Here is a 26,865-nt window from a genome sequence, read left to right on the forward strand (position 1 = left end):
CAGCGGCGCGTGCAGATAGTCCAGGACGCCCGCCGCGTGGTGCCGGCCGCCTCGGCGAGCTGGCGGGAGAGCGCCTGGTCGCGCTGGGTGCCGGCGGTGGTGGCCAGGCTGCTCGCCTGGCTGCTCCTGACCAGGGCCGTGATGCCGCCCGCGGTGGCCACGAGGAACAGCAGGGTGAGGGTGGCGACGGCGCCGCGGGTGATCAGCGAGCGCCGGAGCTGCCGCTGTCGTGACGCGCCCAGGAACTGGCGCTCGATGGGGCCGGGGCTGTCGGCCGGCTCGCCGCCGGAGGCCGCCTCCGCGGTGGCGAGGCGGTCGTCGGTGTACAGGTAGGTGGCGTTCTGCCCGTCTTTCTGCCACATCAGCGCGTCCTCGGCCAGCCGGCGCCGCACCACCAGCCGGGCCCGGCTGGTCTCGGCCCAGTTCCCGAGCCGGGGCCAGGCGCGGATGAGCGCTTCGTGGGCGAGCTCCGCCTGGTCGCCGTCCACGGTGACCAGCCGGGCGCGTACGAACTCCGCCAGCACCTGACCCTCGACGGACGTCGTGCCGGAGCTCAGTGAGGAGACGGGGACACGCTTGCGCATGCCGCCGGCCTGCTCGTCCACATGGACCAGCGGGGCCAGCAGGGCGCGCGCCACCGGCTCGGACTCGGTGCCCAGCCGCCGCAGCGTCTCCTCACCGCTCATCGCCACCGCGCGCGCGACGCCGCCGGCCGAGCGGTAGCCGGCCATGGTGAGCACCCCGCCGGTACGCCGCTGCCAGGTCGCCAGCAGCGCGTGCGAGAGCTTCGGGAGATGGTCGTCCTCGACCGACTGGACGTCCTCCAGGATCAGCTCGGTGAGCCCTGGCTCGATGGAGAGCCCGGAGCGCGTGGCCGGCTGCTCGATGACCCGCCGCAGCTCGGCCTCGGTCATGGGCGCGATGATCTCGGGCCGCCGCATCGTCTCCAGCAGCGCCGGGTAGGCCGCGCAACGTCCGAAGAAGTCACCGCGTACCGCGATCACGACGGCCGCCGTACGGGAGATCTCCGCGAGCGCGTCGACGTAGCGTCGCCGGGCGGCCTCGTCGGTGCAGACGGTGAACAGCTCCTCGAACTGGTCCACCACCAGCAACGTGCGCCCGGGAGTGGCGCGCCGCGCCGCGCTCGGATCGGAGTAGATGACCGCGCGCAGTCGTTCGGGATCGCCGCCGCCGAGCGCCGCCAGCTCGCGTGCCAGCCCGGCCACCGGTTGCGCGCCGGGCGTCAGCACGACGCACCGGCCGATCTCGTCGCCCAGCGCGGGGATCAGCCCGGCCCGCACCAGCGAGGTCTTCCCGCAGCCTGAGGGGCCGGTGACGATGAGGGGGCCGCCAGCCTCGAACGCCTGCGAGCCGATGACCACCGCGGGCCCGGAGGACCTGAACGCCTGGCGCACCCGCGTGGCCAGCGACCGCGTCAGCTCCTCCCGGCCGAAGAACAGCTCCGCCTGCTCGCGTGTGTACGCGGCCAGCCCCCGGTAGGGGCTGTTCAGGTCGCCGGGCTTGCCCATCGGCGGTCCTGAGCGGGGACTGGAGGTGTCCTTGGCGGGGTTGATCGCGAGCGGCGCCACTTCCTTGAGGTCGCCGGCCTGCCGCCGGGGCTTCGGGAACCCGGCCGCGGGCATCGCGCGGGCCAGGTGGTGGTGGATGTGGTCGAGCGTGAACGCCTGCGGCCCCGCGGGGTCGCCCTCGTTCAGCAGTCTGAGCAGCGCCCCGCTGAGCGCCGTGTGCCTGACCCCGGGCAGCGCCCAGGAGTTCTCGTCCTTGCTCGACGCCGCCAGCACGTACGCGCCCTGCCAGGAGGAGTCGAACGTCTGCTCCATCGCCTTGGCGGGCACCGGCCGCGCACCGCCGGTGAAACAGCAGTCGAGGACCACGACGACGAGCTCGGCCCGCGACGCCCCGAGGATCTGGCGGACCATGCTGTAGGGCAGCGCCTGGTAGCCGGGCGGCCCCTGCCCCAGGTCCACGGTGGCGCGCGTCGCCAGGTGCAGCTCGTTGTCCGGACTGAACACCCCGTGCCCGACATAGTGGAACATCAGCACGCTCGTGGCCTCGCCCGCCGCCCGCTCCAGCGCCTCGCCCAGGTTGGCCGGGGTGGCCGGGTCGAGCAGCACGTTGAGGTTGGCCGGGGCCAGGCCCGCCCGCTCGACCAGGGCCTGACCGACGTCGGTGACCGTGGTGGGCACGGCGGGCACCTGCGGCAGGCGCGACGAGGGCCGGTGCGTGCCCGTGCCCGCGACCACCACTCGGGCGCCCTCGGAAGCCAGCAGCAACGGTGGCCCGCTTCGCCGCAGAGGTCGCACGACCCGGGTCTTCTCGAGCGTCGTAGATTCGTCCTCGGTCATCCGGCGCTCCACGGCAGGGGGAGAGTCAAGCTGGTCGAGGGCGCCGTGCACGGCGACAGCCGGACGACCCCCCGATCGGCGCGTACATGGGAGAACGGCGGGACATCCCGCGTTTTCCCGGTTGTTAGGGTACGCAGGTCTTGGCCGGTCGTCGAGTCGGGCGGTCACGTTGGGGAGCGCGCAGAATACAGATGCGCAGAGTACAGATGGGACTGATCACCACACCAAGGGGCAGATCATGACAACCGTGTTCGTCACCGGAGGTTCGGGGTTCGTGGGCGGGCGGCTCGTCTCCCGTCTCGTCAAGGACGGTCACACCGTACGCGCGCTGGCCCGCAGCGACGCGGCCGCCGCCAAGGTGGAGGTCCTGGGCGCGGTCGCCGTACGCGGTGACGTCGGGGACGCGGCCGGGCTCCGGGAGGCGATGGCGGGCGGCGAACTGGCCTTCCACGCCGCCGCCCGCACCTCGCGGGGCGGAGACCGCGCCCGGTTCTGGGCCGACAACGTCGAGGGCACCGCCAACGTCCTGCGCGCCGCCCGTGAGGCGGGGGTGCGCCGGCTGGTGCACGTCGGCACGGAGGCCGCGCTGATGGACGGTCAGCCACTGGTCGGCGTGGACGAGACCGCGCCGCTCCGGCCGGACTCCCGGGCCCACTACTCCGCCTCCAAGGCCGCCGCCGAACGCCTCGTCCTCGACACGAAGGACGCCGGTGGGCTGGAGACGGTGGTGGTGCGGCCGAGGTTCGTCTGGGGCGCCGGCGACGCGACCGTGCTGCCCGAACTGATCGCCATGGTGAAGGGCGGCCGGTTCGCCTGGATCGGCGGCGGGCGGCACCTCACCGACACCACCCACGTGGACAACGCCGTCGAGTGCCTGGTGCTGGCCGCCGAGCGGGGCCGTCCCGGGGAGGCGTACTTCGTCACCGACGGGCACCCGGTGCTCTTCCGCGACTTCATCACCGAACTCCTGGCCACCCGCGGCGTGACCCGGCCGGGCCGGTCGTTGCCCCTGGGCGTGGCGACGGCCGCGGCGTCGGCCGGGGAGAGCCTCTGGCGCGGCCTGCGGCTGCCGGGCGCGCCGCCGCTGGACTACATGAGCGTGTGGCTGTCCGGCCAGGAGTGCACGATCGACATCGGCAAGGCCACGCGGGAGCTCGGCTACCGGCCCGTCAGGACCAGGGAGGAAGGCATGTCCGAGCTCCGCGCGACCGCCGCCTAGCGGGTCACCAGTTGGCGGGCAGGCCCGGGGTCGTGGCGGGCAGGGCGTGGCCGGGCGGGTGGATGACGTACGCCACGCCGCCGCTGCTGGAGCTGCGCAGCCACACGTTCTCGAAGGCCGCGCGCGGATAGACGTGCCGTACGGCCGCGTTGCCGGAGGAGGCGGGGTCGTTGGCGATCACGTCGCCGGTCGGGGTGAAGCCGACGATCGCCATGAGGTGGCCGTCGGTGCCGTACCCGGCGCCGGGCAACTCGCCCTTCTTGAACGACTGCGAGGTGATGACCGGCACGCCCGCCTTGATCAGCCGTTCCAGCTCGGTCAGTGAGCGCAGCCGTGTGACGAACCCGTCCAGACCGTAGCGACCCGCGTAGGCCGTGTTGAACGGCCAGTTGCCCGTGCCCTTGTAGGCGTGGTCGTAGGTGTAGCGGGCGGCGTAGTCGACCTCGGGGTCCGGGTCGGAGGAATCGACCCACGCGGTGTCCTGCGCGCTCGGCCACTTGTCCCAGTAGCCCAGGATCATGGTGGTCGAGGTCGGGCTGCACCACGCCTCGCCGCCGCCGTTCCATTCGGGGTAGTGCCCCAGGTGCACGTTCTGGGAGCGGCGCGGCACGGCCAGCTCCGTCCCCCACGCGCCGCCGCCGGGGCTGACCGGCACGGTCTTGCGCTCGGGCACGTTGGAGCTCATCACGCCGGACGTACGCACGCGCGGCGTCACCGACGAGCCCGGCGTCCGGTAGAGGGTCAGGCGGAGCTGGTAGCCGCTCATGGGCTTGCCCGCCGCCGCGGCCAGCGTGTCCACGGCCACCGAGGCGTCCGCGTCACCCTGACCGGACACCGACGTGCGCAGGACGTCGCCCTCGGCGTAGGACCAGCGGCCCAGCGAATACCACTTCGTCAGGCCCTCCGCGTTCCTGCCGCGGATCTCGGCCTGCAGCCAGCTCCCCTTCGGCACGTCGGCCGTCCATGAGGCGATCAGCTCGGTGGCCGGGAAGCCGACGGCCCGCTCAGGGGCGGTCCATCGGGCGTACTCCCAGGTCTTGGTGCCGAGCGCGTCGGTGTAGGAGACGGTCCCCGCGGCCGAGCCGAACGCCAGCGCGTCGCCGCCCGTCGTGCCCTCCTGGGTGCCGGTGGAGAAGTCGGCCCGCTGGAAGACGACGTCAGGGACGACTGCGGCCGCTTTCGCGCCCGCTGGGGCGGTGCAGGCCATGACCAGGAGGAGGGCGGACAGGAACACGGTCAGCGCACGCATGGACCCACCTTCTCGGAAGGCACTCGATGGGGCCGACATTAGGCACAGCGGGCATGCAAAGCATCGGGAGATCTACGTATCAGTCCAAGGTTTGGGTGAGTTCGTTCCGGGTCGCGGTGCACACGATCCGGCCGCGGGCGCCGTTCACGATCGGCAGGTACGGCGGCACGTGCCCGCACTCGACGTCGGCCACGATCGGCACGCCGAGCCCGCCCAGCGCGTCGAGCACGGCCTCGTGCTGGGTGAGCGAGGGCGAGCCCGGCGCGCCGGTACGGCCGACGATCACGGCGTTCGCGCCGGTGAAGAAGCCGGCCATGCGCATGCCGTGCAGGTGGCGGCAGATGTCGCCCGCGTCGTGCTCGCAGGCCTCGACGTACACCAGCAGCCCCTCCGGCGCCGTCGCGGCGAAGGCGGGCACGTCGGAGTACGGGGTGCCGCCGAGGTCGCACAGCGTCTCGACGCACCCGCCGATCAGCCGCCCTTCGGCGATCACGTCACCGTCGCCGTCGAGCCGTTTCCACCGGCCGGGGGTGTCGAGCGTGAACTCGCTCACCTCGGGCGTGCCCTGGTAGTCGTCCCGGCCCCGCGCCCGGTGGCGGCCGGGCGGAACCTGGGTGAACGTCGCGCCCTTGGCCATCGTCACGATGTCCAGCCAGGTCAGCAGCCCTTCAGGAGCACGGTAGGGGGTGTCCATCAGGTTGTTGCCGTGCACGGTGGCGACCCCGGTCAGCAGGGTCAGGGGCGTGATGATCGTCGACATGTCCGAGTAGCCCACCACCCAGGTCGGCTCGGCCGCGCGCAGGGCGTCCCAGTCGAGCAGCGGCAGCAGGTCGATCGCGCTCTGCCCGCCCCACGGGGGCACGACGGCCTTGACGGCGGGGTCGGTGAGCAGACCCATCAGCTCGCGCGCCCGTTCGGCGGCCGGGGCGCTGACGACCCCGGTCCCGTCCATGCAGGAGCCGACGACCACCTCGTACCCGCGGGCCTCCACGGTGCGGATCGCGACGTCGAGGCGGGCCCGCAGGGCGTCGCCTACTCCGGAGGAGGGGGAGGTGACGCCGATCCGGTCACCCGGGCGCAAAGGGGAGGGGTACCTCATACCGGTTGATCTTCTCACTGCCGTCAACCGATTTCGCAGTGCTCCGAAGTCCTCTCCCGTCACACCCCGCACCTTTCCCCCGCATGAACCTCGATGGGAGGGTGACGATGCTCAAGACTGCTCAAGACTGCTCAAGAGTTCTCAAGGCATGAAATATCGCTCGGAAGTGGGACATGCGGAAATACGTGATCATGGGCGTGCAGGGAAGCGGCAAGGGCACCCAGGGCGGCCTGCTGGCCGCCGGCCTCGATCTGGTGCACATCAGCGTCGGTGACATCTTCCGCTGGCACGTCAAGAACCACACCAAGCTCGGCGCCCAGGTCCGCCGCCTGGTGGCGGCCGGGGAACTGGTGGGGGACGACCTGGTGGCGGACGTGGTCAGGGACCGCCTCCAACTCCATGACTGGAACTACGGCTTCGTCATCGACGGCTTCCCGCGCAACCGGCGCCAGGCGGAGTTCTTCCTGGAGAGCTACGACCTCGACGGGGTGATCCACCTCGACCTGCCCGACGAGGAGGTGTGGCGGCGCGTCCTGGCCAGGCGGCTGTGCTCGCGGTGCGGCATGGACTACAACCTCATCGCGCACCGGCCCGAGGTGGAGGGCCGGTGCGACGTGTGCGACGGGGACCTGGTGAGCAGGGAGGACGACACTCCGGACGCGCTGGCCCGGCGGCTGGGGGACTACCACAGCAAGATCGACCCGGTGCTGGAGTTGTTCCGCGGGAAGGAGTATGTGATGACGATCGACGCCAGGGCCGACAAGGCCACCGTCCAGCGCGCCATCCGCACCCGCTTCAACCTGCCGCCGTACGAGGGCTGACAAACAAAAGAGCATGCGCCTCGAGAAAGCGGCGCGAAAGGCCGCGGCGCCGCCATCCGGGCGACGGCCGGGACCATCCTGGCGGCCATTCTGGGCCTGGTCGGCAGTTTCGGCGTCCCCGGTCTCGGCCTGGACGAGTACGAGCCCGCCCTGACCTGGGTGATCATCGCCTGGTGCCTGACCGGGATGGCGCTCGCCGGCCTGTGGCCGCTCCTGCGCGGCGTCCGGCGCTCGCGCCCGCGCGCCGGCCTGGCGCTGGCCTCCTTCGCCACCCTGGTCGTCGTGTCCTTCTGGGTCCTGTCGCTCGGCGGGCCGGACGACGGGGCCGATCCCGTCGCGCGGGGGTGCCGATTCGTCAACGGGCGCTTCACAACGTCCGCGAGCGCTGACATCTCCCGGAACGGCGGCATTATCGGAAATATCGCGCTAGTTCACAATATCAACCCCAAATGCGGGCTGGTATGGGCCCAGTTCCTGACCCCGAGAAATGAGACGACCCGGGACCGCCCGCCATTCCGCGACAAAAGAATAGCCTCGATCTCCCTCGACATTTCTCGCCGGTCCTCGTCTGCCCGGCAGGAGCGGACGTGGAGCTACGACACCGCACCCCCGGGCGAAGAGGAGAACCGCGACATCTGGACACCGGCGCTCCGCCTGGGGGACGGCGTCTACGAGGCGAACATCGGCATCCGCTTCACCGACGGCGCGTCGGTGAAGGAACGCCTCACCTGGGACAGGGGATGACGACTCCGGGTCAGCCGGCGGGCACCGCGGAGCGGCGGATCACGGGCAGTGTCGCCGAGAGACGGTAGCCGCCGTCGGGGGTGGGCCCGTTTTCCAGGCTGCCCCCGATCATCTCCATCCGCTCGCGCACACCGCTCAGCCCGCGCCCGGACGACGGCACTCTGGCCACGCGGCGGGGACTGCCCGAAGCGTCGTTCACCACGCTCACCCGCAGGTCGTCGCCCAGCCACTCCAGGTCGACGCGTACATGCGCGCCCGGCCCCGCGTGCTTGGTCACGTTGGTCAAGGCCTCCTGCACGGTGCGGTAGACGGTGAGCCCGACGCTGGAATCGAGCGGCCTGGCGTTCCCCGTCGTGCGGAGGTCCACCGATATGCCCGCGCCACGCACGCCGTTGACCAGCGCCTCCAGGTCCTGAAGGCTGGGCTGGGCGTCGCCGGCAGGCTCGACGGTCCCGCCGTCCTCGGGGCGCAGGACGATCAGCATGCGGCGCAGCTCGTCCATGGTCTGCAGGCCGAGGCCGTCCACCTCCGCCAAGGCCTCCTCGGCGCGGTCCGGGGCAGTCCTGACGGCCCGCGCGGCCGTGGCGGACTGCAGCATCATCACGGTCACCGAGTGGGCCACGATGTCGTGCAGTTCTCGCGCGATCCTGACCCGTTCCCCTGCCACCGCCTGAGCGGCCTCCATCTGACGCCGATAATCCAGCATGGCCGCGTGCCGCCTGCTGAGCCGTACCCATCTGCCCAGGCCCCACGCGCCCCCGGTCTGCAGTCCGTAGAACACGAGGAACGCCAGCAGAGTACGCCACTGGTCACTCTTCATCGCGAACGCCTCGTTGACGGCCGCGACGAAGTAGGCGCCGAAGGTCAGCAGCAGGGCGGCGACGGAGAGCCTGATGGCGCTGTGCGCGGCGACCGTGTAAAGGGCGATCAGCAGGATCAGGACGGGGGAGTACCCCTCCACCCAGAACGCGGCGAGATTGTGCGCCAGCAGGACGGCGAAGACGATGACCGGCCATCTACGCCGCCATGTCAAGGCGAGGACCCCCGCTGCGGCGTAGACGTTGACGACCCAGTTGGTGAAGGCCTGCGCGGAGAACAGTTCAACGTCGATCACGCCCACCGCGAGCGCGAGCAGACCGTCCTGGACCGTCAGCGGCAGGGCACGGAACCGCTCGATCGGCCACCTCATGAGGGCTCACCCTCTTCATTCACGTCCCGCGGGCAGACGCACAGGAGGGGGTACACGCATATGGCCTTGGTCAGTTCCTCGATGGACTCGTAGGTCCTGGTGCGCAGCTTCGCGGCGCGTTGCACGGCCTCGGCCCGATCCGCCTCGCGCAGTTGCCGTTGCGTGATGACGCCCGTGTGCTCCGGCACCGCGCGCGTGTGCTCCAGAGCCTCCGTGAAGTCGCCGCCGTTCTCCCTCATCCGATCGGCGACGGCCTCGGGGTCGTAGCGGCGGATCTGGGCGGCGTATCTCGAGTTCTGGGCCAGTCGGAGGACCGCCAGTATTGGCTTTCTGTCATCCGTCAGGCCGTAAAGGGTCGTCGTCCTGATTTCCAAGCGCTCGATGAGCGCGTGCTCGCTCACGGGAAGCGGAATCGTCAGGATCTCCAATTCGGGCGTACGCTGGCTCAGCTCCATCGGCGGTCTGGCCACGAGGATCGTGTCGGAGTCGCCCAGGATGCCGACGGCCACTTGGCCGACCACTCTGTCGCCGGCTCCTCTGAGCTGAACCGAAACCCGTAAGTCGGTGCGAATGGAATGGGATTCGCACATGTATCCCCCTTTTCCGGCCAGTCGAAATCCAACATGCGTGCACAGAATTTCGCCCTTGCCCGACCGGCATGGCCGCATGACCAGCGGCGGCGCCGAGCACATTGAACACCCGGTACCAGCGCGTGTGAAGACACGAGACACGTCCGGCGGAATTGCGGCGCCATTTAAGCGGCATCATGTCAATGTCGGATGCCGCGGTCAGTGCTCGCCGACCTTCACCAGCCCGCTCTGATAGGCCACCGCGACGGCCTGGGCGCGATCGCGCACGCCGAGCTTCATCAGCACGCGCGCGACGTGGGTCTTCACTGTGACCTCGGCGATGGAGAGCTTGATGGCGACCTCCGTGTTGGACAGTCCCTGCGCCACCCACCACAGCACCTCGCGCTCCCTCGCGGTGAGCTGTTCCAGGTCGGTGCGACTCCATGGGCCCGGGTGCGGCCGGGCCGCGAACTCGTCGATCAACGGTCGGGTCACGGTCGGGTCGAGCCATGCCTCACCTGTCGCGATCGCCTTGACGGCCTCTATCAGCGAGCCGCTCATGGAGTGCTTCAGCATGAAGCCCGAGGCGCCGTTGCGCAGCGCCTCGAACACGGTCTCGTCAATATGGAACATGGTGAGAATCAGCACCCGAATGGTTTTGCCGGGGTCCTTCGACATCTCGTCCCGGGTGATCAGCCGGGTGGCCTCGACACCGTCCATTCCGGGCATGCGCACGTCCATGACCACCACATCGGGCTGGAGCAGCCGGGTCTGCTCGACCGCCTGCAACCCGTCACCCACCTCGGCCACGACGGTGATGTCGGCCTCGCCCGCCAGCAGCAGCGCAATATGGCCACGTATTCTTGACTGATCGTCGGCAAGAATCACATTAATCATTGTCGGCCCCCGAGAACCCGTCCTGCTCTGGACGATAACGAACCACAGTGATCCGATCAATCGAATTGCGGCGCGCTCGTACATCGTGGGGAGTACCAGGTACGTCTCCGGGGGTATCCGCGTTCCGCGGAACACCTCGAACGTCCGCGCCGTCTCCGGTGTGTTCGCGACCAATCGCGTTACGAAAGTGACGCGATGCCATTGTTGAGCCTTCCAGGTGAATGGCCGAGGCGCCTTCTACTGCACCGAGCGGACCCGGAAAATCCGCTCGGTGAATGACGAGTCGACGGCCGGGTGCACCGCATCATCGGTTCTCGGGACGACGACCGCGAAAAGCGGCCGCCCACCTACCCGAGAAGGAGAGTCATGACAGCCGGATCCTTTCAGCCGTACATCGTTCCTCCGACGCTGCTCACCGGCCGGTTCGAGGCCACCGTCGTAGATCCAGGCGGCGCCCCCATGGACATCGTCAGAGCGGGTGACGCGTGGCGAGTGGACCTCGAATGGGAGATCACCGGGCTCCTCGTGCCCGCGCTCGGCGGCACCTGGCACGTCCACCTCGACGTGGACCCCGTCGGGAGCGGCAGCGAGTCGCAGTACCCGAACCCGCCCATCAGCCGGCCGCTCAACCCGGCCAACGGCAAGTACGCCGAAGTGCTCACCATGCAGAACGTCCTGGCGCCCGGCAACTACGACATCGTCGCCAACCTCACCTACCGCGACGGCACCGGCGCGGCGGCTCCGATGAGCGGCTTCGTCAAGCTCGGGCGCATCCAAGTCCAGCCCTGACCAGCGCACTGCGGGGAGCTCTCCACCGTTGGAGGGCTCCCCGTCCCGTATGAGGGGGTATCAGATGAGACTGCGAATTCTGCGCTACGCCATGGCCGTCCTGCTGCTCGGCGCGCCGATCGCCGTCGCCGCACCGGCGGACGCGGCGGCGGTCACCCTGGATCCGCTGTGGGGTCAGAACGGCGTTCTGGTGAAGGCCGCGTTCCCCGGCATGGCATGCCCAGAGGGGTACGCCGTCAGGTGGGACCAGCGGGATGTGAACACTCTGGAGCCTCGCGATTCCAACGCGGCGCGTTTCCAGGTCCCCCTGGACGACCGGGCCTACGGGTCGCACCTTGTCACTCTCGAATGTCCGAAGCGCAAGATCTCCGGTGAGCGGACGTTCATGCTGGTGGATGCGGCATCCGACCTGTCCATGACGGAGGCGGGGGCCAAGCTGGAGCTGCACGGCAGCGGCTACTTCTGCCTCAACGACCGTTTCCTGCCCGTACACCTGTCGCTGGACTGGGCCTCCTCGTCGTCGAAGCTCGCCGAGGTGACCGCCGACGAGAAAGGGAACTTCACGCAGACGGTCGTCGTGCCGCCGGTCTCGCCGGGCCACGACGCGATCACCGTCTCCGCGACCTGCGGAACCGAGACCACCTCCACTGTCGCGAAGACGCCGGTGCATGTCATCGGTCTCACGGCAACCCCTGAAAAGGCGCACGCGGGTGAGCGCGTAAGGATCGAGGGGGCCGGGTTCGACTGCGACCCCGGCGAGGGCTACGCCGGCGCCATGCACGTGACGTGGGACGGCATGCCGTGGCAGGAGGCACGCGCGGACGCCGATGGGCACTTGTCCGCGACCTTGACCACACCCGCCGACGCTTCTGCCCAGAAGCACACCGTGGGCGCGTACTGCGACATCCTGCCGCGCCAGTCCACGACCGCGCAGATCCTGGTGCAAATGCGGGAGAAGCCGTCGATGACGGCATCGCCGACACAGGGACAGGTCTCCACCTGGGTTCGCGTCACGGGGAGCGGCTTCCCCTGCGCCTCCGCCACTCTGCGCTGGGAGGGCGATCCGGCCCGCTGGCCGGTCGAGGTCAGGAAGGGCACGTTCTCCCGAGCCATCACCGTGCCCATCGACAGCCGCTATGGCGATCGCCGCATCACGGGCGAGTGCGAGGGGACGACGGTGAGCAGGCTGTTCCTCGTACGCGCCAGGACGCCGAGCCTCGATGTGGTCCCTACCAACCCCCTGGCGGGCACTGAGGTGACGGTGTCGGGCTCCCGGTTCGACTGCGGCGAGGGCTCAGGGTTGCCGGGACCGGTGACGATCACGCTCGGCTCCAGGACGGCGGACGCGGAAGCGGACGGGTCAGGTGCGTTCCATCAGCGGATGCCAGCCACAGCCACAGCCACAGCCGCCTCCGGCCCGGTGGCGGTGGCGGCGCGGTGCCGGAACGCGCCCGATCGTGCCGCCCAGACCTCACTCACCGTGCGGCCGCCCGCTCCCCGCGACTCGGCATCGCCGCCCGCCCCCGGCGACTCGGCATCGCCGCCTGCTTCCCGAGACCCGAAACCCACGACCGTCCCTTCGACGCCGACCAGGACATCCCCTCAGAATTCGACGCCCGAGCGCACCGCCACTCCGCCCCAGGAGTCCGGACCGCCGGCGATCGAGCTGATGTGGGACCGCGGCCAGCCTGGCGCCCCGCTTCCTGTCAGCGGCACCGGATTCGGCTGCCGTGATGTCCAGGTGCTCTGGGACGGCGGCGTCGTGACCAGTGCGCCGGTCCATGACGAGCGGTTCCTGCGGGACCTCCGCGTGCCTGCCACGGCGAGCTCGGGCTCGCACGTCATCACCGCACGTTGCACAAGCGCGCCCTCGATCGCCGCGGGCGCCGTCTTCACGGCGTACACTCCTCCGCGCGCGCCACAGCTCACGCTGAGCCCCCGCGTCGGTCCGGGGAGAACGACGGCGACGGCCGTCGGTCGCGGCTATCCCATCGGCTGCACCACTTCCGTGCTCCGCTTCGACGGCAACCCGGTACCGCTCCGCGGCGACGACCGCTCAATGCTCGGGGGCGACTTCGAGGTGCCACTCGGGGCAGCGGTGGGCGAGCACGAGGTGGAGCTCGCCTGCCAGGCCACGGCGACGGCGAAGTTCCAGATCCCCGCGGTCTGGCCCCGCTCGCTGCTCGCCGCCTCCATCAGAGCACCGGACGAGATCTCGTTCCGGTTGGTGGTGATCCTCGGCTCGCTGCTGATCTGCGGCCTGATCCTGCTGCTGCTCGGCTTCCCCGCCGAGATCGTCAACAAGAGCTATGAGCAAGGTACGAACCTGCTCCGGCACGTCACCGCGCTCGCGCGGATCAGGGAGACGATGGCCGGGTTGCCGGCCTGGGTCCAGTTCGCCGCCTTCAGCGTGATCTCCGCCGGCCTTCTCACCTTCGTCGGCCCGGCCGGGGAACGCGACCTGCAGACCGCGTTCGGCCTGCTCGTCGCGGTGGTGCTGACCACGCTCACCTACACCCTGGTCAACGAGGCGCTCATGCGCTGGAGCACCAAGCGCGCCGGCCGCTTCCGCGTCCTGCCGGGGGCGCTCGTCCTGGCCACGGCGTGCGCGCTGATCTCGCGCTGGCTGGGCTTGTACCCCGGCTACGTCTACGGACTGATCACGGTCTTCGTCTGCCTGCGGCGCAACGGCGAGCCGGCCGAACGCGGCGATGACAAGGACCGGGGCCGCGCGGTCCTGGTGGCGGCGGTGGCCACGCTGGCGCTGAGCTTCATGGCCTGGTTCGCCTGGATGCCCTTCGACGAGGCGGCCGACCGCGGTAGCACGCACACGCCCACCCTGCTGACCGACTCCGCGCTCGCGGCGGTCTTCACCATGGGTGTACAAAGTGTGCTGTTCGGTCTGGTCCCGATGTGCTTCCTCGACGGGTACCAGCTCACCCAGTGGAGCCGGCGGGTGTGGGCGGTGGTCATCGCCGTGGCCGTGTTCGCGTTCGTCCATGTGGTCTACGCGGACCAGGCGGAGAAGGCCATGCTCCTCGACTGGCCGGCCGTGGGCACGATGTTCGCGCTCTTCCTGACCGCCGCCGTGCTCTCGCTGCTGTTCTGGGCCTACGTACGGGGCCGCGAAAAGGTTGGGGAGAAGGCCAGGGCACGCCCATCCGCCCGGCGCCGTCGCCCACCAGCCTCGCCGAGTCGCCTTGCCCTGGCCCGCCAAAGCGGCCCCCGCAGACGTCGATCGGGGGACGCCGGTGAGTATCGACAGTGAGGACCACTGTGGCGACTCCATACCGCGACCTGGGCATCGGTCGCGGTGGCAAGAGCCGGCTCATGCTCTGAAGCCGGCTGCCTTCGGCTCCCGGGAAGTGTGTGCCCTCGAGAATCTGCATGGTTTCGGAGATACCAGATCGTGAGCTGGGCACGGAACGCGCATTAGGTGCGTGAGCTGCATAGAGGTCTGTGGTTACTTGCGGTTGTCGTCCGCTGCTTTTCTGGCTCTGACGAAGCAGGCACGGAACAGCTCGGCAAGGTCGAAACAGGAACGATGGTGGCCCTGCGGCTGGGACCACCTCGGCCGAGTACCTGTTCTTTGGTTGGCTCGCCGTCAACTCACCGTGCGGAGTGGGCTTGCCGCCTTCACCGCACCAGCATCTGGCCTCTGCCCTGCTGCACCTCTACGATCATCTCCATGACGGGGCGAAATGTGTGTTTAACCATTGGTGCAGTGATCCTGATTTTCGCTGGATGCGGCGCTTTGGTCGTCGGCTCAGCCGTGGATATCGGCAAAGTTATAGCTCTCGCCATCGTGGGCGTGGGCTTCATGGTCGGTGCTGTAGCCCTGGCCATTGGTGTGGACAACAGACGCCGCAGACGTCCGCAGCAACTTAAAGACAGATCGACACACCCAGGCTATGGGGTAAGGCTGTGAGCCGTGATCGCCGCTTTCCACGCGTCTATACGGATCCAGTTTCTCGCTTTGGGGTTTGATCCAGCTTCGAGCGATTAAGGTCCCCGAGACTAAACCTCTCCTTCCCGGCTTGTCCATCCCGTCTGCCGTCAATGAGAGCGTCTGAGCGGAGCGAAGGCCTTCAGGGGTCGGGGCTTGGCCCGACTGGGGAAACGGCTGAGCTACAAAGCGTGAAGCGCCCCCTTGCGATGACTTTGCGCGCCGAAGGCGTGCCCCGGGAAGACAGTCCGAGCGGAGCGAGGGCCGTCTTCTCGCTCCAAGCCGTAACAAACGAGGGCGCACTGGCCAGATTGTCGCGACGGTGGGCCACGCTGAGAGCCGCCAACCAGTTCCAAGCCCCCTCGACGCCCTCCGCTGCAGCTTCACCGTCATGCACCAACGCCTCGACACAGCCGCCGGCGACGCCATCATCGCGACCCTGTCCCTCTCTCCCTGCTGAACCGCCCTTGGGGCCTCGACCCGCTGACGGTACCTGTAGCCGCAACGCCGGGCCGGGGCAACAGCGCTGCGGGCGGGCGCACGCATAAATCTGCAACCTTAGTTGCCTTATTGTGTGCAACCTCGGTAGCCTACACTGGTGATGAGGAAGCGGGATCTTGAGCGGCGGATGCGCAAGCTCGCCAAGGAGTATGGCGTGCCCGTTCGTTCAACCGAAGGCGGCAGCCACACTAAGTGGCATGCCGGCTCGGAGGCGATGCCTGTGCCTCGCCACTCGGAAGTCAACGAGCGCACGGCGAAAGGAATCCTGGAGAACTGGGAGAGCATCCTTGCTGAGGTTGCGAAGGAGCAGGAGGAGCAGTGAGTAAGCGCGACACTTACACCATCACCGCCAGCAGAAGCGATGGCTGGTGGGCTTTGACTGTCTCCGGACCCCGCCTCAAGCGCAGCTACCACACCCAGGTGAAGCGCTTGGAGCAATCCGAGGAGATGGCGCGTGACCTGGTGGCCACCATGCTGGATGTGGGCGTCTCCGAGATTAACGCCGACTTCGAGTTGACCGTGGCCGACGACGAAGTCGCTACAGAACTGGAGGCCACGCTGGTAACTCGTCTCGCGGCGACCCTAGTCAAACAAAAGGCTGCCGAAGCGACGCAAGCGACAGTGGTTGATCTGGCGCGAAGAGGTTACGTTCACCGGGACATCGGTTACCTGCTGGGTATGTCGCACCAGGCAGTCGGAAAGTTGCTGAACGAGGCGGAGAAGGGAGCGGCTGCTTCTGCGGACGATGCCAGTACACGTTCCGCGGCACTTCCCCTTAAGGAAAAGCTCGATCAGCTTTGCATGACGCGCGACACTGAAGCGCTGTTCAAGTCTTACCTGCTCGAAGTGGCCGCAGGCGATCCGACGGACCGAAAGCTGAACAGGCTAAGAGCACTGGGTGAGCAACTGCGGCACGGTAAACGGCGACGGCTGACAGATGGCGCGCGGCGGGTTTGACACCCCGACGATCGTGGCGCTGCTCCTGTCCGCCCTGATGTAGGCCGCGCTCCTATGGCTGATCCTGCGGACCCCCGCGCCGGGACCGCTGGACCGCCGGACGAAGGCGCTGCGCCGACTGCTGTATCTGGCGGTGGCGTACACCCTCGTGCTGTGGTATCCGATCGCGCTGCTCCCCGACGCGGTCGACGCGGCATTCCAGCTCGCGCTGTGGACCGCGATCGACGTCCTCTACCTGCTCGTCATCCGCTGGCGGTCGCGCGTGCCGCGCGTGGCGGCCGGAGCGATGTTCGCGGTCGAGCTGGCCGGGATGACGAACGAACTGCTCGACGTACTCCACCTCCCGGAGTTCGGATCGGACGGCATCGTCGAACCGGGCTTGATGCTGGGCGGAGTGGCGGCGCGGGGCGCACACTCTCAACCCCAGCCGAGGATGCTTTCCAGCGGGGCTCAGCCACGGGAGCCTTCTACTGCGGCCAAGACACCGCACGATTCGATCTCTCTCGCCCGCATATCAAGCGATGGCAGCGATGTCACCATCGTCGAAGTAGATCGACTGGTGGAGCCGGCCACCAAGAGCGGCGGCGTAGCGGGCGAGCACGTCCTGTCCGGAGATCTTGCCTTGCTCGATCTGTGAAATGCGGCCCTTGGTGACCCCCATGCGCTGCGCGATGTCCTGTTGGGTCAGCCCTCGACTACGGCGGACCTCAGCAAGCTGGTGTCCTTGCACCTTGGCGAGCAGTTCCTGCTTGCCCGCCGCAACGGCGTTCTCGCCGCCGACGCGTTCGACATGCTCAGCACGAATATCCTTCCAGCGCGCATATCCCATCACGATCCGCCCTCCTCCGCCTGTCGTTCCTTCACGTAGAGCTCGTAGCGCTGCTCGGCGAGCTGATACCAGGCATTCCACTGTCCGGTCTTGTCACCCGCGACAAGCAGGATGCTGGACCGCCACGGATCGACAGGAAGTGCAGTCAGAGAGGTGAGCCTGGCCGACCGAAGGCGTTCACGCAGCAACCTGGCGACGCCGACCCACCAGCGCCACTCAGCTGCGCCAAGCCAACTCGGCTCGCGAAAGGGTCTCGTCACCAAGAGCGTCCAGTAGTTGACGGCGTCGATCAGTACGCGTCGATGCAGGTGCTTCCCCTGGGGGAGGGCGGTGCCCCCGCTGGGACAACTCGTACTGCGCCCATCGCCTGCTCCCAGTCTGGGTCACTAGTTCACGTGCCACCAGATCCCCCAACTCGGCCGTAGCCACCCGCGAGTCCACACCGGTGGCGCTCCGGTAGGAGCGGTTGTCAAGGATCTCTCGATTTCGGAGCATTGCCAGCGCAATGCACTGGCTGTCAGAGAGACTTCGTTCGCCCAAACCTTCGATCCACCTCACGACGTCCTCGTTCAGCAAAGCGTGGTTGGGGATGGTGACGGTGAAGGATGATACGCGGTCATCGAACTGCGGTGGGCTCATACCGGCCGCTCGGAGGGCGGAAACCATGGCCCGGATTCCCGAGCTCCGGTTCTCGCAGACCGTCCGGGTCTCACCTGGAAGAGGAACCTCTTCAAGCATTTTCAGATGTCCCCGCCGAGGGCGCGGAGGTTCGCAATGATCTCTGCGAGCTCTTCGTCGAGCACCGTATTCTCCCTGCGCAGCGCGGACGAGCATGCTAGTTAGCATGTCTCGGGCAGGCGGGAGGAATCATCAAACCGCACTCCAGCCCTTCTTGCGCGAGGCGCCCCACGGAAAGACCGTCTTGCGGGCCGAAGGCACGCTCAGGGATGAACGCTCCGAGCTGGAGCGAGGATCATTGGGGCAGGATGCTGTACGGGATCATCGGAACGGTGGACGCCGTCTGACGATTTGCCGGCCGAACCCCACTGCCTCAACCGTGCACGGTTCGGCCTCACGTTGGTTGAGCCATCGCAGCATTCACGCCTCTGCCGAACAATCTGGGGCGCGGGCGGAGCCCGCGCCCCATCAATGAGAGCGTCTGAGCGGAGCGAAGGCCTTCAGGGGTCGGGGCTTGGCCCGACTGGGGGAAACGGCTGAGCCACAAAGCGCGAAGCGCCCCCCTGCGATGACCTTTCGGGGCGGGTGTCAGATGGCCGACCACTCAGATGGGCAACGGGTGGGTGGCCCCGAGCCCACCTACTTGGCCAGGTGGCGGCTTATGACGAGGCGTTGGATCTGGTTGGTGCCCTCGAAGATCTGCATGATCTTGGCCTCGCGCATGTACCGCTCCACCCGGAACTCCCGCGTATACCCGTACCCCCCCAGCACCTGCACCGCGTCCGTCGTCACCTTCATGGCCGCGTCCGTGGCGACCAGCTTGGCCACCGACGCCTGGCGGCTGTAAGGGAGGCCCGCGTCCCGTCGCCGGGCGGCGTCCAGGTAGGTGGCCCGCGCGCTGTCCACCCCCGCCGCCATGTCCGCCAGCAGAAAACCGAGCCCCTGGTGGTCGATGATCTTCTTCCCGAACGTCTGCCGCTCCTTGGCATAGGCCACCGCCTCGTCCAGCGCGGCCTGGGCCAGGCCGGTGGCGCAGGCGGCGATGCCGAGCCGGCCGGAGTCGAGGGCGCTGAAGGCGATCTGCAGGCCCTGCCCCTCCTCGCCGATCAGCCGGTCGGCGTCCAGGACGGCCCCGTCCCAGTGCGCGTTGGTCGTCGGCACCGCGTGCAGGCCCATCTTCTCCTCGGGCCGCCCGAACGTGAGCCCCTCGGCCGACCCGGGCGCGAGGAAGCAGGAGACGCCGCGCGAGCCCTCGCCCGTACGCACGAACAGGGCGTAGAAGTCGGCGATGCCGCCGTGCGTGATCCACGCCTTGTTGCCGGTGATCCGGTAGCCGCCCTCGACCCGCTCCGCCCGGCAGGACAGCGCCCCGGCGTCGGACCCGGCCTGCGGCTCCGACAGGCTGTAGCCGCCGATCAGGCGCCCGGCCAGCAGGTCGGGCAGCCAGCGCTCCCGTTGCGCAGGGGTGCCGTAGGTGGCGACGGGGAAGCAGGCGAGCGTGTGCACGCTGGTCGCCACCGCGACGGCCGCCCAGCGCATCGCCAGCTCCTCGATCACCTGCAGGTACACCTCGTACGGCTGCCCGCCGCCCCCGGACTCCTCCGGGTACGGCAGCCCGAGCAGCCCCGCCGCCCCCAGCGTGGCGAACAGCCCCTCCGGGTAGGTTTCGGCGCGCTCATGCTCGTCCACCCGGCGCGCCAGCTCCTTGTCGGCGATCTCCCTGGTCAGCTCGATGAGATCCCTGGCGTCCTGGTCGGGCAGCAGGCGGTCGACTGTCACGGTCACTCCCTCAGAGGTTTTCCAGAGCCTTCCTGGCACGGTCGCGGAACTCGGCCACCCGGGTGAGCTTGATGTCCTCGTACCCCCGGATCAGCTCCGGCAGGCCCGCGATCTCCTCGACGGCGCCGGCGGTGCCGGGGGTGAGGCGGGTCAGGGCCGATCGCACCAGGTCGCGGTACTCGGTGACCAGTTCACGCTCGACCCGGCGCACCTCGGCCCGGCCGAACACGTCGAACGCGGTCCCGCGCAGCACCCGGGCCGCCCGCAGGCCGCGGAACAGCACCCCGGCCGAGCGGCGTACCTTGATCTTGCGCTTCATGCCCATGGCGCGCAGCACGGGCGGGTGCAGCAGCACCGACACGACCGCATCCTTGCCGAACTCGCGCTCGCGCCGCTCGACCTCGGTAGGGTCGAGGTGGAGGCGGGCGACCTCGTACTCGTCCTTGTAGGCCATCAGCTTGTGCAGGCCGCGGGCGTAGGCGAGGGCGATCGCCGTGCCCGCCGTCTCACCCGCGCGTTCGACGGCGAGCGCGGTCACGTGGTTCACGTCGTCGGCGTACGTACGGGCGTAGGTGGCGTTCTGGTAGCCCGTCAGGTCGGCGACCCGCGCGGCCACCAGCTCTTCCAAACCCTGGGGCTCCGGGGTGGTGACCAAGAGGGCTACGGCCTCCGGGTCGGACACGGCGGCGCGGCCCCAGCGGAAGGCCGCCAGGTTCTGCTCCACGGCGGCCCGGTTGAGCGTGATGGCCCGCTCGATGGAGTCCCCGCTGACGGGCAGGCAGCCGCGCTGGTAGGCGGCCCCGAGCAGCAGCAGGTTGGCCGGCATGTGGTCGCCGAACAGCGCCTCCGACAGCGCGTGCGCGTCCACGCAGACCTGCTCCCTGCTGGCCGACGCCACGCGCGCCACCGCGTCGGCGTGCCCGGGCACGGGCACCCGGCCGGTGACCATGGCGGCGGTGGGCACCACGGAGGTGTTCAGCACGGCGACGGTGCGTTCGGGCGAGGCCACGGCCAGGGTGGTGTCGGCCGCCGCGCCCAGCACGTCGAAGCCGATGAGCACGTCGGCGCTGCCCTGCGAGGCACGCACCGACCCGGTCGGCGGCCGCTTCGAGATCCGCACGTCGCTGACCACAGGACCGCCCTTCTGGGCCAGCCCGGTCTGCTCCAGCCCGGTCGCGTGCAGCCCGTCGAGGTGGGCCGCCATCTGCAGGATCTGGGAGACGGTGACCACGCCGGTGCCGCCGATGCCGGGCATTCTGATCAGCACGTCGCCGGCGTCGTTCAGGACCGGGTCCGGCGGTTCGACGGGCAGGGGCGGCGCCTGGCGGGCCTCCGTGGTGCCCGGCTCGACCAGCAGGAACGAGGGGCAGTCGCCCTTGAGGCAGCTCAGGTCCGTGTTGCAGGAGGCCTGGTGGATGCGGGTCTTGCGGCCGTACCCGGTCTCGACCGGCTGCACGGACAGGCACGTCGAGACGTCGCCGCAGTCGCCGCAACCCTCGCAGACCCGCTCGTTGATCAGGACCTTCTGCGGGGGTGTGGGCAGTTTGCCGCGCTTGCGCAGCCGCCGCTCCTCGGCCGCGCACCGGTCGTCGTGGATCAGCACGGTCACGCCGCCGCGCGCCGCCAGCTCCTTCTCGACCTCGGGCAGGTCGTCGCGGTGCCGCACGGAGGCGATCGGCGCCAGCTTCACGCCCCGGTACGTCTCCGGCTCGGGCGTGGTGATCACGATCCCGCGCACACCCTCGATGGCCAGCTCCTGCGTCAGCGCGGGCACGTCCATCCGCCCCTCCGCGCGCTGCCCGCCGGTCATGGCCACGGCGTCGTTGTAGAGCAGTTTGTACGTCATCGACACCCCGGCCGCCACGGCCGCCCTGATCGCCAGGGAGCCGGAGTGGTGATAGGTGCCGTCGCCGAGGTTCTGGACGAAATGCCGGTCCCCGGTGAACGGTTCCAGCCCGATCCACTGGGCCCCTTCGCCGCCCATCTGCGTGATGCCGATCTGCGTGCCGCGCCCGTGCCCGTCCAGCGCGATCATCGCGTGGCAACCGATGCCCACGCCGACCAGCGTGTCGTCGGCGGTGCGGGTGGAGGTGTTGTGCGGGCAGCCGGAGCAGAAGTACGGGGTGCGCGCCGCCACCAGCGGCAGCAGGCCGCGCTTGCGGGGGCGGCGGGGTCGTTCGATGCCCAGGCAGGTGGCGATGGCCTTGGCCACGTCGTCGGCGCCCAGGGTGCCCCTGGCGGTCAGCAGGTCCCGGCCGGCGATCGTGGGGGCGCGCTCGCCTCCGTAAAGAGCCTGCTTGAGCTGCCCCTCCAGGAACGGCACCTTGTCCTCGACCACCAGCACCCGGTCGAGGTCGGCGGTCATGGCGGCCAGGTCCTCGTACGCGAGCGGGAACGGCATGGCCAGCCTGATCAGCCGCAGCCCGTGCTCGTCCATGGCCGCCTCGTCCAGCCCGAGGTCCGCCAGCGCCCGCTCGACCACGGCGTAGGTGGCGCCGGAGGCGAGGATGCCCAGGGTGGTGTTCGACTCGCCGGACACGATGCGGTTCAGGCCGTGCGCGCGGGCGTAGTCGCGGGCCAGGCCGAGCCGCCGCGTGAGCATGTCGTGCTCGGCGTCCAGGGCGGCGGGGCCGAGCAGGATCGGGGCCGGGCCTCTGGAGGCGTGCACGGGGACCGGGATGCCGGCGCGCAGCGGGCCGAGATCCACGGTGGCGGAGGCGTCGGCGATGTCCGCGACGATCTTCAGGCCCACCCACAGGCCGGTCGCCCGTGACATGGCCACCGCGTGCAGCCCGAACTCGATGATCTCCGCCACCGAGCCGGGCGCGAGCAGCGGCATCGACAGGCTCTGGCACATCGGCTCGCACGAGCTGGGCAGCGTGGAGGACTTGCAGCCGGGGTCGTCGCCGATCCAGGCCACCGCGCCGCCGAGCGGGGCCGTGCCGGACACGTTGGCGTGCCTGATGGCGTCGGCGGCCCGGTCGAGGCCGGGGTTCTTGCCGTACCAGAAGCCGGTCACGCCGTCGTGGCGGCGGCCGGGCACCTGCTCCAGGAGTTGTGTCCCGGCCACCGCCGTGGCCGCCAGCTCCTCGTTCAGGCCGGGCTTGAACACCACGCCCGCCTGCTCCATGAACCGCGCCGCCCGCCCCATCTCGAGGTCCACCCCGGCCAGCGGCGAGCCCTGGTAGCCGGTGACGAACGCCCGAGTGTCCAGCCCGCGCTCCTCGTCGAGGCGGCGCTGTTCGAGAGTCAGGCGGACGAGGGCCTGGATGCCGGAGATGAGCACCCGCCCGTCGAGCGCCGTGTACTTGTCGTCGAGCGACACGGGGGCGGGAGTCTCGCTCACGCTCATGCGAACCTCCTGGCTGTCTTACGTGCTCGCGCCGGATGTGCGGAGATTCCCAGCACAGCAACGCGGGCATGATATGCGCAAGTATTAGATGAGAAAGTGGGGTGAAGACGCAAACAATATGGGTTGATGGGCTGGCCGGCGTGCGTTATTTGCGCCTGAAGGAGGTGTTCTCCGTGCCTGAGGTGGACGACATCGATCACCAGGTGCTGCGGCTGCTGCGGGAGGACGGGCGCAGGACCTTCTCGGAGATGGCCGAGCGTATCGGGCTGTCGGTGGCGGCGGTCAAACGGCGGGTCGACCGGCTCAGGGCGCTTGGTGTCATCACTGGATTCAGCGTACAGATCGACTACGCCAAGCTGGGGTGGGGGATCGAGGCGTTCACCGAACTGCGCTATCCGGGCACGACGCCGGTCGCCGAGATCATCCGCACCGCGACGGACGTGCCGGAGGTGCAGGCGGTCTTCACGATCGCCGGCGATCCCGACGCGCTGATCCACGTACGGGTGCGGGACCTGGGGCACCTCCAGCACGTCATCGACCGGTTGCGCCGGGCCGGGGAGGTCACGGGCACGAAGACGTTGCTGGTGCTCGGGTCATGGAGCCGGGACGTGCCGCGCGCCCCTTGAGGGTCAGCCGGTTCGCCCGGAACGCTCGTCCTTGCGGGAGAAGTAACGTACGAGCAGGCCCACCGAGAGCAGCACCGCAACGGCGAGGCACATCATCCACATCGACGCGCCGGTCAGGGGCAGGGCCTGGCCGTCGTGGCGCGCGGGGGGCGGCACCTGGCCGGCGGCCGCGTTCTTGCGCGGCTCGTCCTTCTCGTGCTCCTCCCGGTCACGCTCCTCCCGCTCGTGCCTGCCCTGGCGGGGTCGTTTGCCGTCGGCTCGCGGGGTGTAGGTGGCCGTGTGGATCGGCATCGCGGCGGGACCGGGCTCTTCCTCGACGGTCGTGGCGGCGCAGGAGCGGTTGTCGCTGGTGTCCTCCTCGCGGCTGACCGTGCTGACGGTGGCGCAGTTCTCGATCAGGCCGGTGGTGTCCGGGATGATCTCGAACGTGAACGTTCTGCTCTCGTCCGGGGCCAGGCTGTCTGGCCGGCAGGTGAGGCACTCGGGGGCCTGCACGGTGACGTTCTCCGCCTGCGAAGGGCCGCGGTTGGTGACCGTCAGGGTGTAGGGGATGCTCTCGCCGGCGGTCGCGGAGGGCGGGGCGGTCAGTTCGAGCGCCAGGTCGGTCCTGGTGCGGGTCCTGGTGACGATCTCGGTCTCGTCGCCGTTCGCGCTCGTGGAGGTGACGTGGGCGCGGTTGGTGAGGTCCGTACCGTCCTGGAGGGTCGCCTCCGTCGTGACCGGGAGGTCGTAGGCCACGCTCCGGCCCGCCGGGATCGTCAGTCCCGGGCCGCCGCAGGTGATGGTCCTGGTGGTGAGGGAGCAGCCGGTGGGGAGGGGGCCCGGGGTGAGGTTCCGGTCGAGGACGCCGGTGACGATCACGTCGTCGGCGGGCTGGTCGCCGGTGTTGGTGACGGTCAGGGCGTAGACGGCCCGGGCGCCTGTGGTCACGGGGTCCGGGGAGACGGACGTGGTGACGCGCAGGCTGGTGGTCCGGGGGGTCGGGGGCGCCGGCGAGCCCTCGGTGCCGCCGCCTCCCGCGACCCCGGTTCCAGGGTCGGCTCTGGCCGACGTGAGGCGGCCGCCGATCAGCACGGTGAGCCCTGCCACCACGATGATCGCCGTGATCCCGGGCCTGCCCATGTCGTACCCCCGCGTCTTGCCTGCTCGACCCGGGGAAATCCTCCTCCTGAGTGGCGGGGGCGCGAAGGCGGTCAGACCGCACCCATGCGCTGTCATGACGGAGTCTTTACCCGCGCGGCCGACGGATTCCGCGTTCGATGAACACCCCTCCGTAATCGCCCGCCCGACGCGTACTGTCAAGGGCATGGCAGGCGTTGCGCGCTACGACGAGATCGCCGACTTCTACGCGTCCGGCTGGACCGACACCATCAACGACCCGGCATCCCTGCGCCTGCTCGACTTCCTGGAGCCGGTCGCGGAGCGCCGGGTGCTGGAGATCGCCTGCGGTCACGGCCGCATCAGCCGGGAGCTGGCCCGCCGGGGCGCCGAGGTCGTGGGCGCCGACATCTCGGCCGCCCTGATCGAGAAGGCGAAGACCGCCGAGCGCGAGTCCCCGCTGGGCATCGACTACCTCCACACCGACGTCACGCCGCGGCACTCCCTGCAGGACTTCGGCCCGTTCGACGCGGTGGTCTGCAGCTTCGGCCTCTCCGACATCGACGACCTCGAAGGCGCCGTCGCGACCACGGCGAGCGCCCTTCGCCCCGGCGGCGTCTTCGCCTGCTCGATCCTGCACCCCTGCTTCCCCGGTGGCCAGGGCGTCTCAGGCTCGTGGCCGCCGGACGCGCCCTACCACTCCGAGGGCTGGTGGCGGGCGGACGGCGAGCTGTCGTCGCTACGCCGCCAGGTGGGCGCCAACCACCGCACGCTCTCGACGTACATCAACACCTTCCGCCGCCACGACCTGTGGGTGAGCGAGCTGGCCGAGCCGGAGCCCGCCTCGGAATGGGCCGTGAAGCGGCCGGTCGCGGCCAGACATCCGGTGTTCCTCGTCATGAGATGCGTGAAAGGCGGCGGTCACGCCTAGAGTTCATACTCGACCTGGTCGATGAGGGTGCCGTCGCCGAAGTCGTGGTCGCGTACGGTGCCTGACTCCGTGAAGCCGCTCTTGGCGTAGAAGCGGCGTGACTGGGGAGTGTCGCGCAGCGTCCACAGGTGGATGCGGGTGAAGCCCTGTTCACCGATTTTGGTCAGGGTGGCGGTCATCAGGGCGCTCGCGACGCCGGAGCCCCAGCCGTCGGGATGGCCGTAGAAGCCGAAGATCTCCGCCCAGCCCGGCCGGGCCGGTGAGGGGCCGAAGTAGGAGAAGGCCAGGGGGCGGCCGTCCACGGCGGCGAGCAGGGCGGTGGCGTCGGGTTCCGCGAGCAGCTTGTCGTGCCATCTGCCGCGCCGGTCGCGTACCGCCGCCTCGAAGAAGTCCTGGGCGAAGAAGCCCGCGTAGGCGGCCTTCCAGGACTCCGCGTGGATCTCGCCGACGGCGCCGCCGTCGGCCGGCGAGGCGGGGGACACCGTGAAGACTCCGGTCATCCGCTCAGGCTACGTGGTTCAGGTCCAGCGGTGGCGCTCGGTGTCCGGGTCGGCGGGGTAGAAGCTCTCCACCCGCAGCTCCTGGGCGGTGATGTCCTGTGGGGTGCCGACGGCGGCGGCCGACAGTGGGTCCACGTCAGTCACTCACTGGAGGCAGGCGATGATCGGCTTCAACGTTCATTCCGTCGAGTTGGCGCCCGAGGCGTCCCGGGAGCCGCTGGAGGAACTGCGGCGGAGGGTGGGGTTCGTGCCCAACCTGGCCGGGGCCATGGCCGAGGCGCCGGTCGCGATCGACGGGTTCAACCAGCTGCAGCGGGCGCTGCGGGAGACGACGCTCAGCGCGGCCGAGCGGGAGATCGTCGGCATCGCGGTCAGCGTGCACAACCGGTCCGCGTACTCGGTGGCGGCGCATTCCGCCTTCGGTGAGCGGGCGGGGCTGGAGCCGGAGGTGATCGAGGCGCTGCGGGCCGGCAAGGAGGACCTGCCGGAGGGGAAGGCCGCCGCGCTGGCCGCGTTCACCAGGGCCGTGCTGCGGTCCGGGGGGCTGGTCGGCCAGGAGGAGGTGGGGGCGTTGCTAGGGAGCGGGTACTCCCGGGCGCAGGCGCTGGAGGTCGTCACGCAGGCCGCCTACACCGTCATGGCGAACTGGGTCGCCGGGGTGACCGGCGCGGAGCTCGACGCCGCGCTGTCAGGCAAGGCCTGGGACGGCGTCGTCTGAGTCCGGAT

At 69.6% G+C, this 26,865-nt stretch carries 24 protein-coding genes; 11 read left to right on the forward strand and 13 right to left on the reverse strand.

The features are described 5' to 3' along the window. The coding region (locus ACFPZ3_RS08085) for a caspase, EACC1-associated type (RefSeq protein WP_379513333.1) at positions 1-2,366 on the reverse strand (2,366 nt) is incomplete at its 3' end. Positions 2,367-2,604: 238 nt separating this feature from the next. On the opposite strand from ACFPZ3_RS08085, the gene ACFPZ3_RS08090 reads away from it, so the two are divergent. Next, complete coding sequence (locus ACFPZ3_RS08090) at positions 2,605-3,585, forward strand: NAD-dependent epimerase/dehydratase family protein (RefSeq protein WP_379513334.1); 981 nt, start codon at positions 2,605-2,607, stop codon at positions 3,583-3,585. A gap of 4 nt (positions 3,586-3,589) precedes the next feature. On the opposite strand, the gene ACFPZ3_RS08095 is transcribed toward ACFPZ3_RS08090, so the two are convergent. Together ACFPZ3_RS08095 and ACFPZ3_RS08100 are read right to left on the reverse strand one after the other, a co-directional pair. Further along, positions 3,590-4,834: a C39 family peptidase gene (locus ACFPZ3_RS08095; protein WP_379513335.1), complete on the reverse strand. Its 1,245-nt coding sequence runs from the start codon at positions 4,832-4,834 to the stop codon at positions 3,590-3,592. A 79-nt stretch (positions 4,835-4,913) separates the two neighbouring features. After that, positions 4,914-5,933 (reverse strand): S66 family peptidase, encoded by a 1,020-nt coding sequence (locus tag ACFPZ3_RS08100; RefSeq protein WP_379513336.1) that lies wholly within the window; start codon positions 5,931-5,933, stop codon positions 4,914-4,916. A gap of 173 nt (positions 5,934-6,106) precedes the next feature. Here ACFPZ3_RS08100 and ACFPZ3_RS08105 point away from each other — a divergent pair, with 173 nt between their 5' ends. Next, positions 6,107-6,754 (forward strand): adenylate kinase family protein, encoded by a 648-nt coding sequence (locus ACFPZ3_RS08105; RefSeq protein ID WP_379513337.1) that lies wholly within the window; start codon positions 6,107-6,109, stop codon positions 6,752-6,754. 159 nt (positions 6,755-6,913) lie between these two features. Beyond that, positions 6,914-7,498: a hypothetical protein gene (locus tag ACFPZ3_RS08110; protein WP_379513338.1), complete on the forward strand. Its 585-nt coding sequence runs from the start codon at positions 6,914-6,916 to the stop codon at positions 7,496-7,498. 10 nt (positions 7,499-7,508) lie between these two features. Here ACFPZ3_RS08110 and ACFPZ3_RS08115 read toward each other — a convergent pair whose 3' ends face one another. The 3 genes from ACFPZ3_RS08115 to ACFPZ3_RS08125 all read right to left on the reverse strand — a co-directional run bounded on the left by ACFPZ3_RS08115 (position 7,509) and on the right by ACFPZ3_RS08125 (position 10,153). After that, complete coding sequence (locus ACFPZ3_RS08115) at positions 7,509-8,687, reverse strand: sensor histidine kinase (RefSeq protein ID WP_379513339.1); 1,179 nt, start codon at positions 8,685-8,687, stop codon at positions 7,509-7,511. Next, positions 8,684-9,208: a hypothetical protein gene (locus tag ACFPZ3_RS08120; protein ID WP_379513340.1), complete on the reverse strand. Its 525-nt coding sequence runs from the start codon at positions 9,206-9,208 to the stop codon at positions 8,684-8,686. The genes ACFPZ3_RS08115 and ACFPZ3_RS08120 overlap by 4 nt, the downstream gene beginning before the upstream one ends. A 267-nt stretch (positions 9,209-9,475) precedes the next feature. After that, positions 9,476-10,153, reverse strand: coding sequence for a response regulator (locus ACFPZ3_RS08125; protein WP_379513341.1), 678 nt, complete (start codon positions 10,151-10,153; stop codon positions 9,476-9,478). Between the two features lie 366 nt (positions 10,154-10,519). Between ACFPZ3_RS08125 and ACFPZ3_RS08130 the strand changes: the two genes are divergently transcribed. The 5 genes from ACFPZ3_RS08130 to ACFPZ3_RS08150 all read left to right on the forward strand — a co-directional run bounded on the left by ACFPZ3_RS08130 (position 10,520) and on the right by ACFPZ3_RS08150 (position 16,346). Next, positions 10,520-10,942, forward strand: coding sequence for a hypothetical protein (locus ACFPZ3_RS08130; RefSeq protein ID WP_379513342.1), 423 nt, complete (start codon positions 10,520-10,522; stop codon positions 10,940-10,942). Positions 10,943-11,006: 64 nt separating this feature from the next. After that, positions 11,007-14,210: an FGLLP motif-containing membrane protein gene (locus tag ACFPZ3_RS08135; RefSeq protein ID WP_379513343.1), complete on the forward strand. Its 3,204-nt coding sequence runs from the start codon at positions 11,007-11,009 to the stop codon at positions 14,208-14,210. 420 nt (positions 14,211-14,630) lie between these two features. Further along, positions 14,631-14,870, forward strand: coding sequence for a hypothetical protein (locus ACFPZ3_RS08140; RefSeq protein ID WP_379513344.1), 240 nt, complete (start codon positions 14,631-14,633; stop codon positions 14,868-14,870). 646 nt (positions 14,871-15,516) lie between these two features. After that, positions 15,517-15,711: a hypothetical protein gene (locus ACFPZ3_RS08145; protein ID WP_379513345.1), complete on the forward strand. Its 195-nt coding sequence runs from the start codon at positions 15,517-15,519 to the stop codon at positions 15,709-15,711. Continuing rightward, the gene (locus ACFPZ3_RS08150; protein WP_379513346.1) at positions 15,708-16,346 is read left to right on the forward strand and encodes a hypothetical protein; all 639 of its coding nucleotides are present in this window, start codon (positions 15,708-15,710) and stop codon (positions 16,344-16,346) included. Before ACFPZ3_RS08145 ends, ACFPZ3_RS08150 begins: the two co-directional genes overlap by 4 nt. 514 nt (positions 16,347-16,860) lie before the next feature. Here the strand turns inward: ACFPZ3_RS08150 and ACFPZ3_RS08155 are convergent. The 5 genes from ACFPZ3_RS08155 to ACFPZ3_RS08175 form a co-directional block, all read right to left on the reverse strand. Continuing rightward, entirely contained in the window at positions 16,861-17,175 is a 315-nt protein-coding gene (locus tag ACFPZ3_RS08155; RefSeq protein WP_379513537.1) for a helix-turn-helix domain-containing protein, read from the reverse strand. Continuing rightward, positions 17,175-17,363, reverse strand: a complete 189-nt coding sequence (locus tag ACFPZ3_RS08160; RefSeq protein ID WP_379513347.1) for a hypothetical protein — start codon at positions 17,361-17,363, stop codon at positions 17,175-17,177. Before ACFPZ3_RS08160 ends, ACFPZ3_RS08155 begins: the two co-directional genes overlap by 1 nt. Positions 17,364-17,391: 28 nt before the next feature. Then, complete coding sequence (locus ACFPZ3_RS08165) at positions 17,392-18,021, reverse strand: ATP-binding protein (RefSeq protein ID WP_379513348.1); 630 nt, start codon at positions 18,019-18,021, stop codon at positions 17,392-17,394. 471 nt (positions 18,022-18,492) lie between these two features. Next, complete coding sequence (locus ACFPZ3_RS08170; protein ID WP_379513349.1) at positions 18,493-19,632, reverse strand: acyl-CoA dehydrogenase family protein; 1,140 nt, start codon at positions 19,630-19,632, stop codon at positions 18,493-18,495. A gap of 10 nt (positions 19,633-19,642) precedes the next feature. After that, the gene (locus tag ACFPZ3_RS08175) at positions 19,643-22,984 is read right to left on the reverse strand and encodes an indolepyruvate ferredoxin oxidoreductase family protein (protein WP_379513350.1); all 3,342 of its coding nucleotides are present in this window, start codon (positions 22,982-22,984) and stop codon (positions 19,643-19,645) included. A 140-nt stretch (positions 22,985-23,124) separates the two neighbouring features. Between ACFPZ3_RS08175 and ACFPZ3_RS08180 the strand changes: the two genes are divergently transcribed. Next, positions 23,125-23,610, forward strand: a complete 486-nt coding sequence (locus ACFPZ3_RS08180) for an Lrp/AsnC family transcriptional regulator (RefSeq protein ID WP_379513351.1) — start codon at positions 23,125-23,127, stop codon at positions 23,608-23,610. 3 nt (positions 23,611-23,613) lie between these two features. Here the strand turns inward: ACFPZ3_RS08180 and ACFPZ3_RS08185 are convergent, their stop codons facing one another. After that, positions 23,614-24,732 (reverse strand): COG1361 family protein, encoded by a 1,119-nt coding sequence (locus tag ACFPZ3_RS08185; protein WP_379513352.1) that lies wholly within the window; start codon positions 24,730-24,732, stop codon positions 23,614-23,616. Positions 24,733-24,916: 184 nt separating this feature from the next. On the opposite strand from ACFPZ3_RS08185, the gene ACFPZ3_RS08190 reads away from it, so the two are divergent. After that, complete coding sequence (locus tag ACFPZ3_RS08190; RefSeq protein ID WP_379513353.1) at positions 24,917-25,639, forward strand: class I SAM-dependent methyltransferase; 723 nt, start codon at positions 24,917-24,919, stop codon at positions 25,637-25,639. Here the strand turns inward: ACFPZ3_RS08190 and ACFPZ3_RS08195 are convergent. Next, complete coding sequence (locus tag ACFPZ3_RS08195) at positions 25,636-26,139, reverse strand: GNAT family N-acetyltransferase (RefSeq protein ID WP_379513354.1); 504 nt, start codon at positions 26,137-26,139, stop codon at positions 25,636-25,638. The two genes, ACFPZ3_RS08190 and ACFPZ3_RS08195, sit on opposite strands and share 4 nt — an antisense overlap. A gap of 160 nt (positions 26,140-26,299) precedes the next feature. Between ACFPZ3_RS08195 and ACFPZ3_RS08200 the strand changes: the two genes are divergently transcribed. Then, positions 26,300-26,857, forward strand: coding sequence for a carboxymuconolactone decarboxylase family protein (locus tag ACFPZ3_RS08200; protein ID WP_379513355.1), 558 nt, complete (start codon positions 26,300-26,302; stop codon positions 26,855-26,857). Positions 26,858-26,865 lie beyond the last annotated feature (8 nt).

It is taken from the genome of Nonomuraea insulae (genome assembly GCF_042656245.1).

Bases quoted from the DNA above. Each gene is read 5' to 3' on its own strand.
- ACFPZ3_RS08200 (WP_379513355.1), top strand. From the start codon at position 26,300: ATGATCGGCTTCAACGTTCATTCCGTCGAGTTGGCGCCCGAGGCGTCC.
- ACFPZ3_RS08140 (WP_379513344.1), top strand. From the start codon at position 14,631: ATGACGGGGCGAAATGTGTGTTTAACCATTGGTGCAGTGATCCTGATT.
- ACFPZ3_RS08195 (WP_379513354.1), bottom strand. From the start codon at position 26,139: ATGACCGGAGTCTTCACGGTGTCCCCCGCCTCGCCGGCCGACGGCGGC.
- ACFPZ3_RS08185 (WP_379513352.1), bottom strand. From the start codon at position 24,732: ATGGGCAGGCCCGGGATCACGGCGATCATCGTGGTGGCAGGGCTCACC.
- ACFPZ3_RS08190 (WP_379513353.1), top strand. From the start codon at position 24,917: ATGGCAGGCGTTGCGCGCTACGACGAGATCGCCGACTTCTACGCGTCC.
- ACFPZ3_RS08115 (WP_379513339.1), bottom strand. From the start codon at position 8,687: ATGAGGTGGCCGATCGAGCGGTTCCGTGCCCTGCCGCTGACGGTCCAG.
- ACFPZ3_RS08105 (WP_379513337.1), top strand. From the start codon at position 6,107: ATGCGGAAATACGTGATCATGGGCGTGCAGGGAAGCGGCAAGGGCACC.
- ACFPZ3_RS08155 (WP_379513537.1), bottom strand. From the start codon at position 17,175: ATGGGATATGCGCGCTGGAAGGATATTCGTGCTGAGCATGTCGAACGC.
- ACFPZ3_RS08130 (WP_379513342.1), top strand. From the start codon at position 10,520: ATGACAGCCGGATCCTTTCAGCCGTACATCGTTCCTCCGACGCTGCTC.
- ACFPZ3_RS08145 (WP_379513345.1), top strand. From the start codon at position 15,517: ATGCGCAAGCTCGCCAAGGAGTATGGCGTGCCCGTTCGTTCAACCGAA.
- ACFPZ3_RS08175 (WP_379513350.1), bottom strand. From the start codon at position 22,984: ATGAGCGTGAGCGAGACTCCCGCCCCCGTGTCGCTCGACGACAAGTAC.
- ACFPZ3_RS08165 (WP_379513348.1), bottom strand. From the start codon at position 18,021: ATGCTAACTAGCATGCTCGTCCGCGCTGCGCAGGGAGAATACGGTGCT.
- ACFPZ3_RS08100 (WP_379513336.1), bottom strand. From the start codon at position 5,933: ATGAGGTACCCCTCCCCTTTGCGCCCGGGTGACCGGATCGGCGTCACC.
- ACFPZ3_RS08135 (WP_379513343.1), top strand. From the start codon at position 11,007: ATGAGACTGCGAATTCTGCGCTACGCCATGGCCGTCCTGCTGCTCGGC.
- ACFPZ3_RS08095 (WP_379513335.1), bottom strand. From the start codon at position 4,834: ATGCGTGCGCTGACCGTGTTCCTGTCCGCCCTCCTCCTGGTCATGGCC.
- ACFPZ3_RS08125 (WP_379513341.1), bottom strand. From the start codon at position 10,153: ATGATTAATGTGATTCTTGCCGACGATCAGTCAAGAATACGTGGCCAT.
- ACFPZ3_RS08090 (WP_379513334.1), top strand. From the start codon at position 2,605: ATGACAACCGTGTTCGTCACCGGAGGTTCGGGGTTCGTGGGCGGGCGG.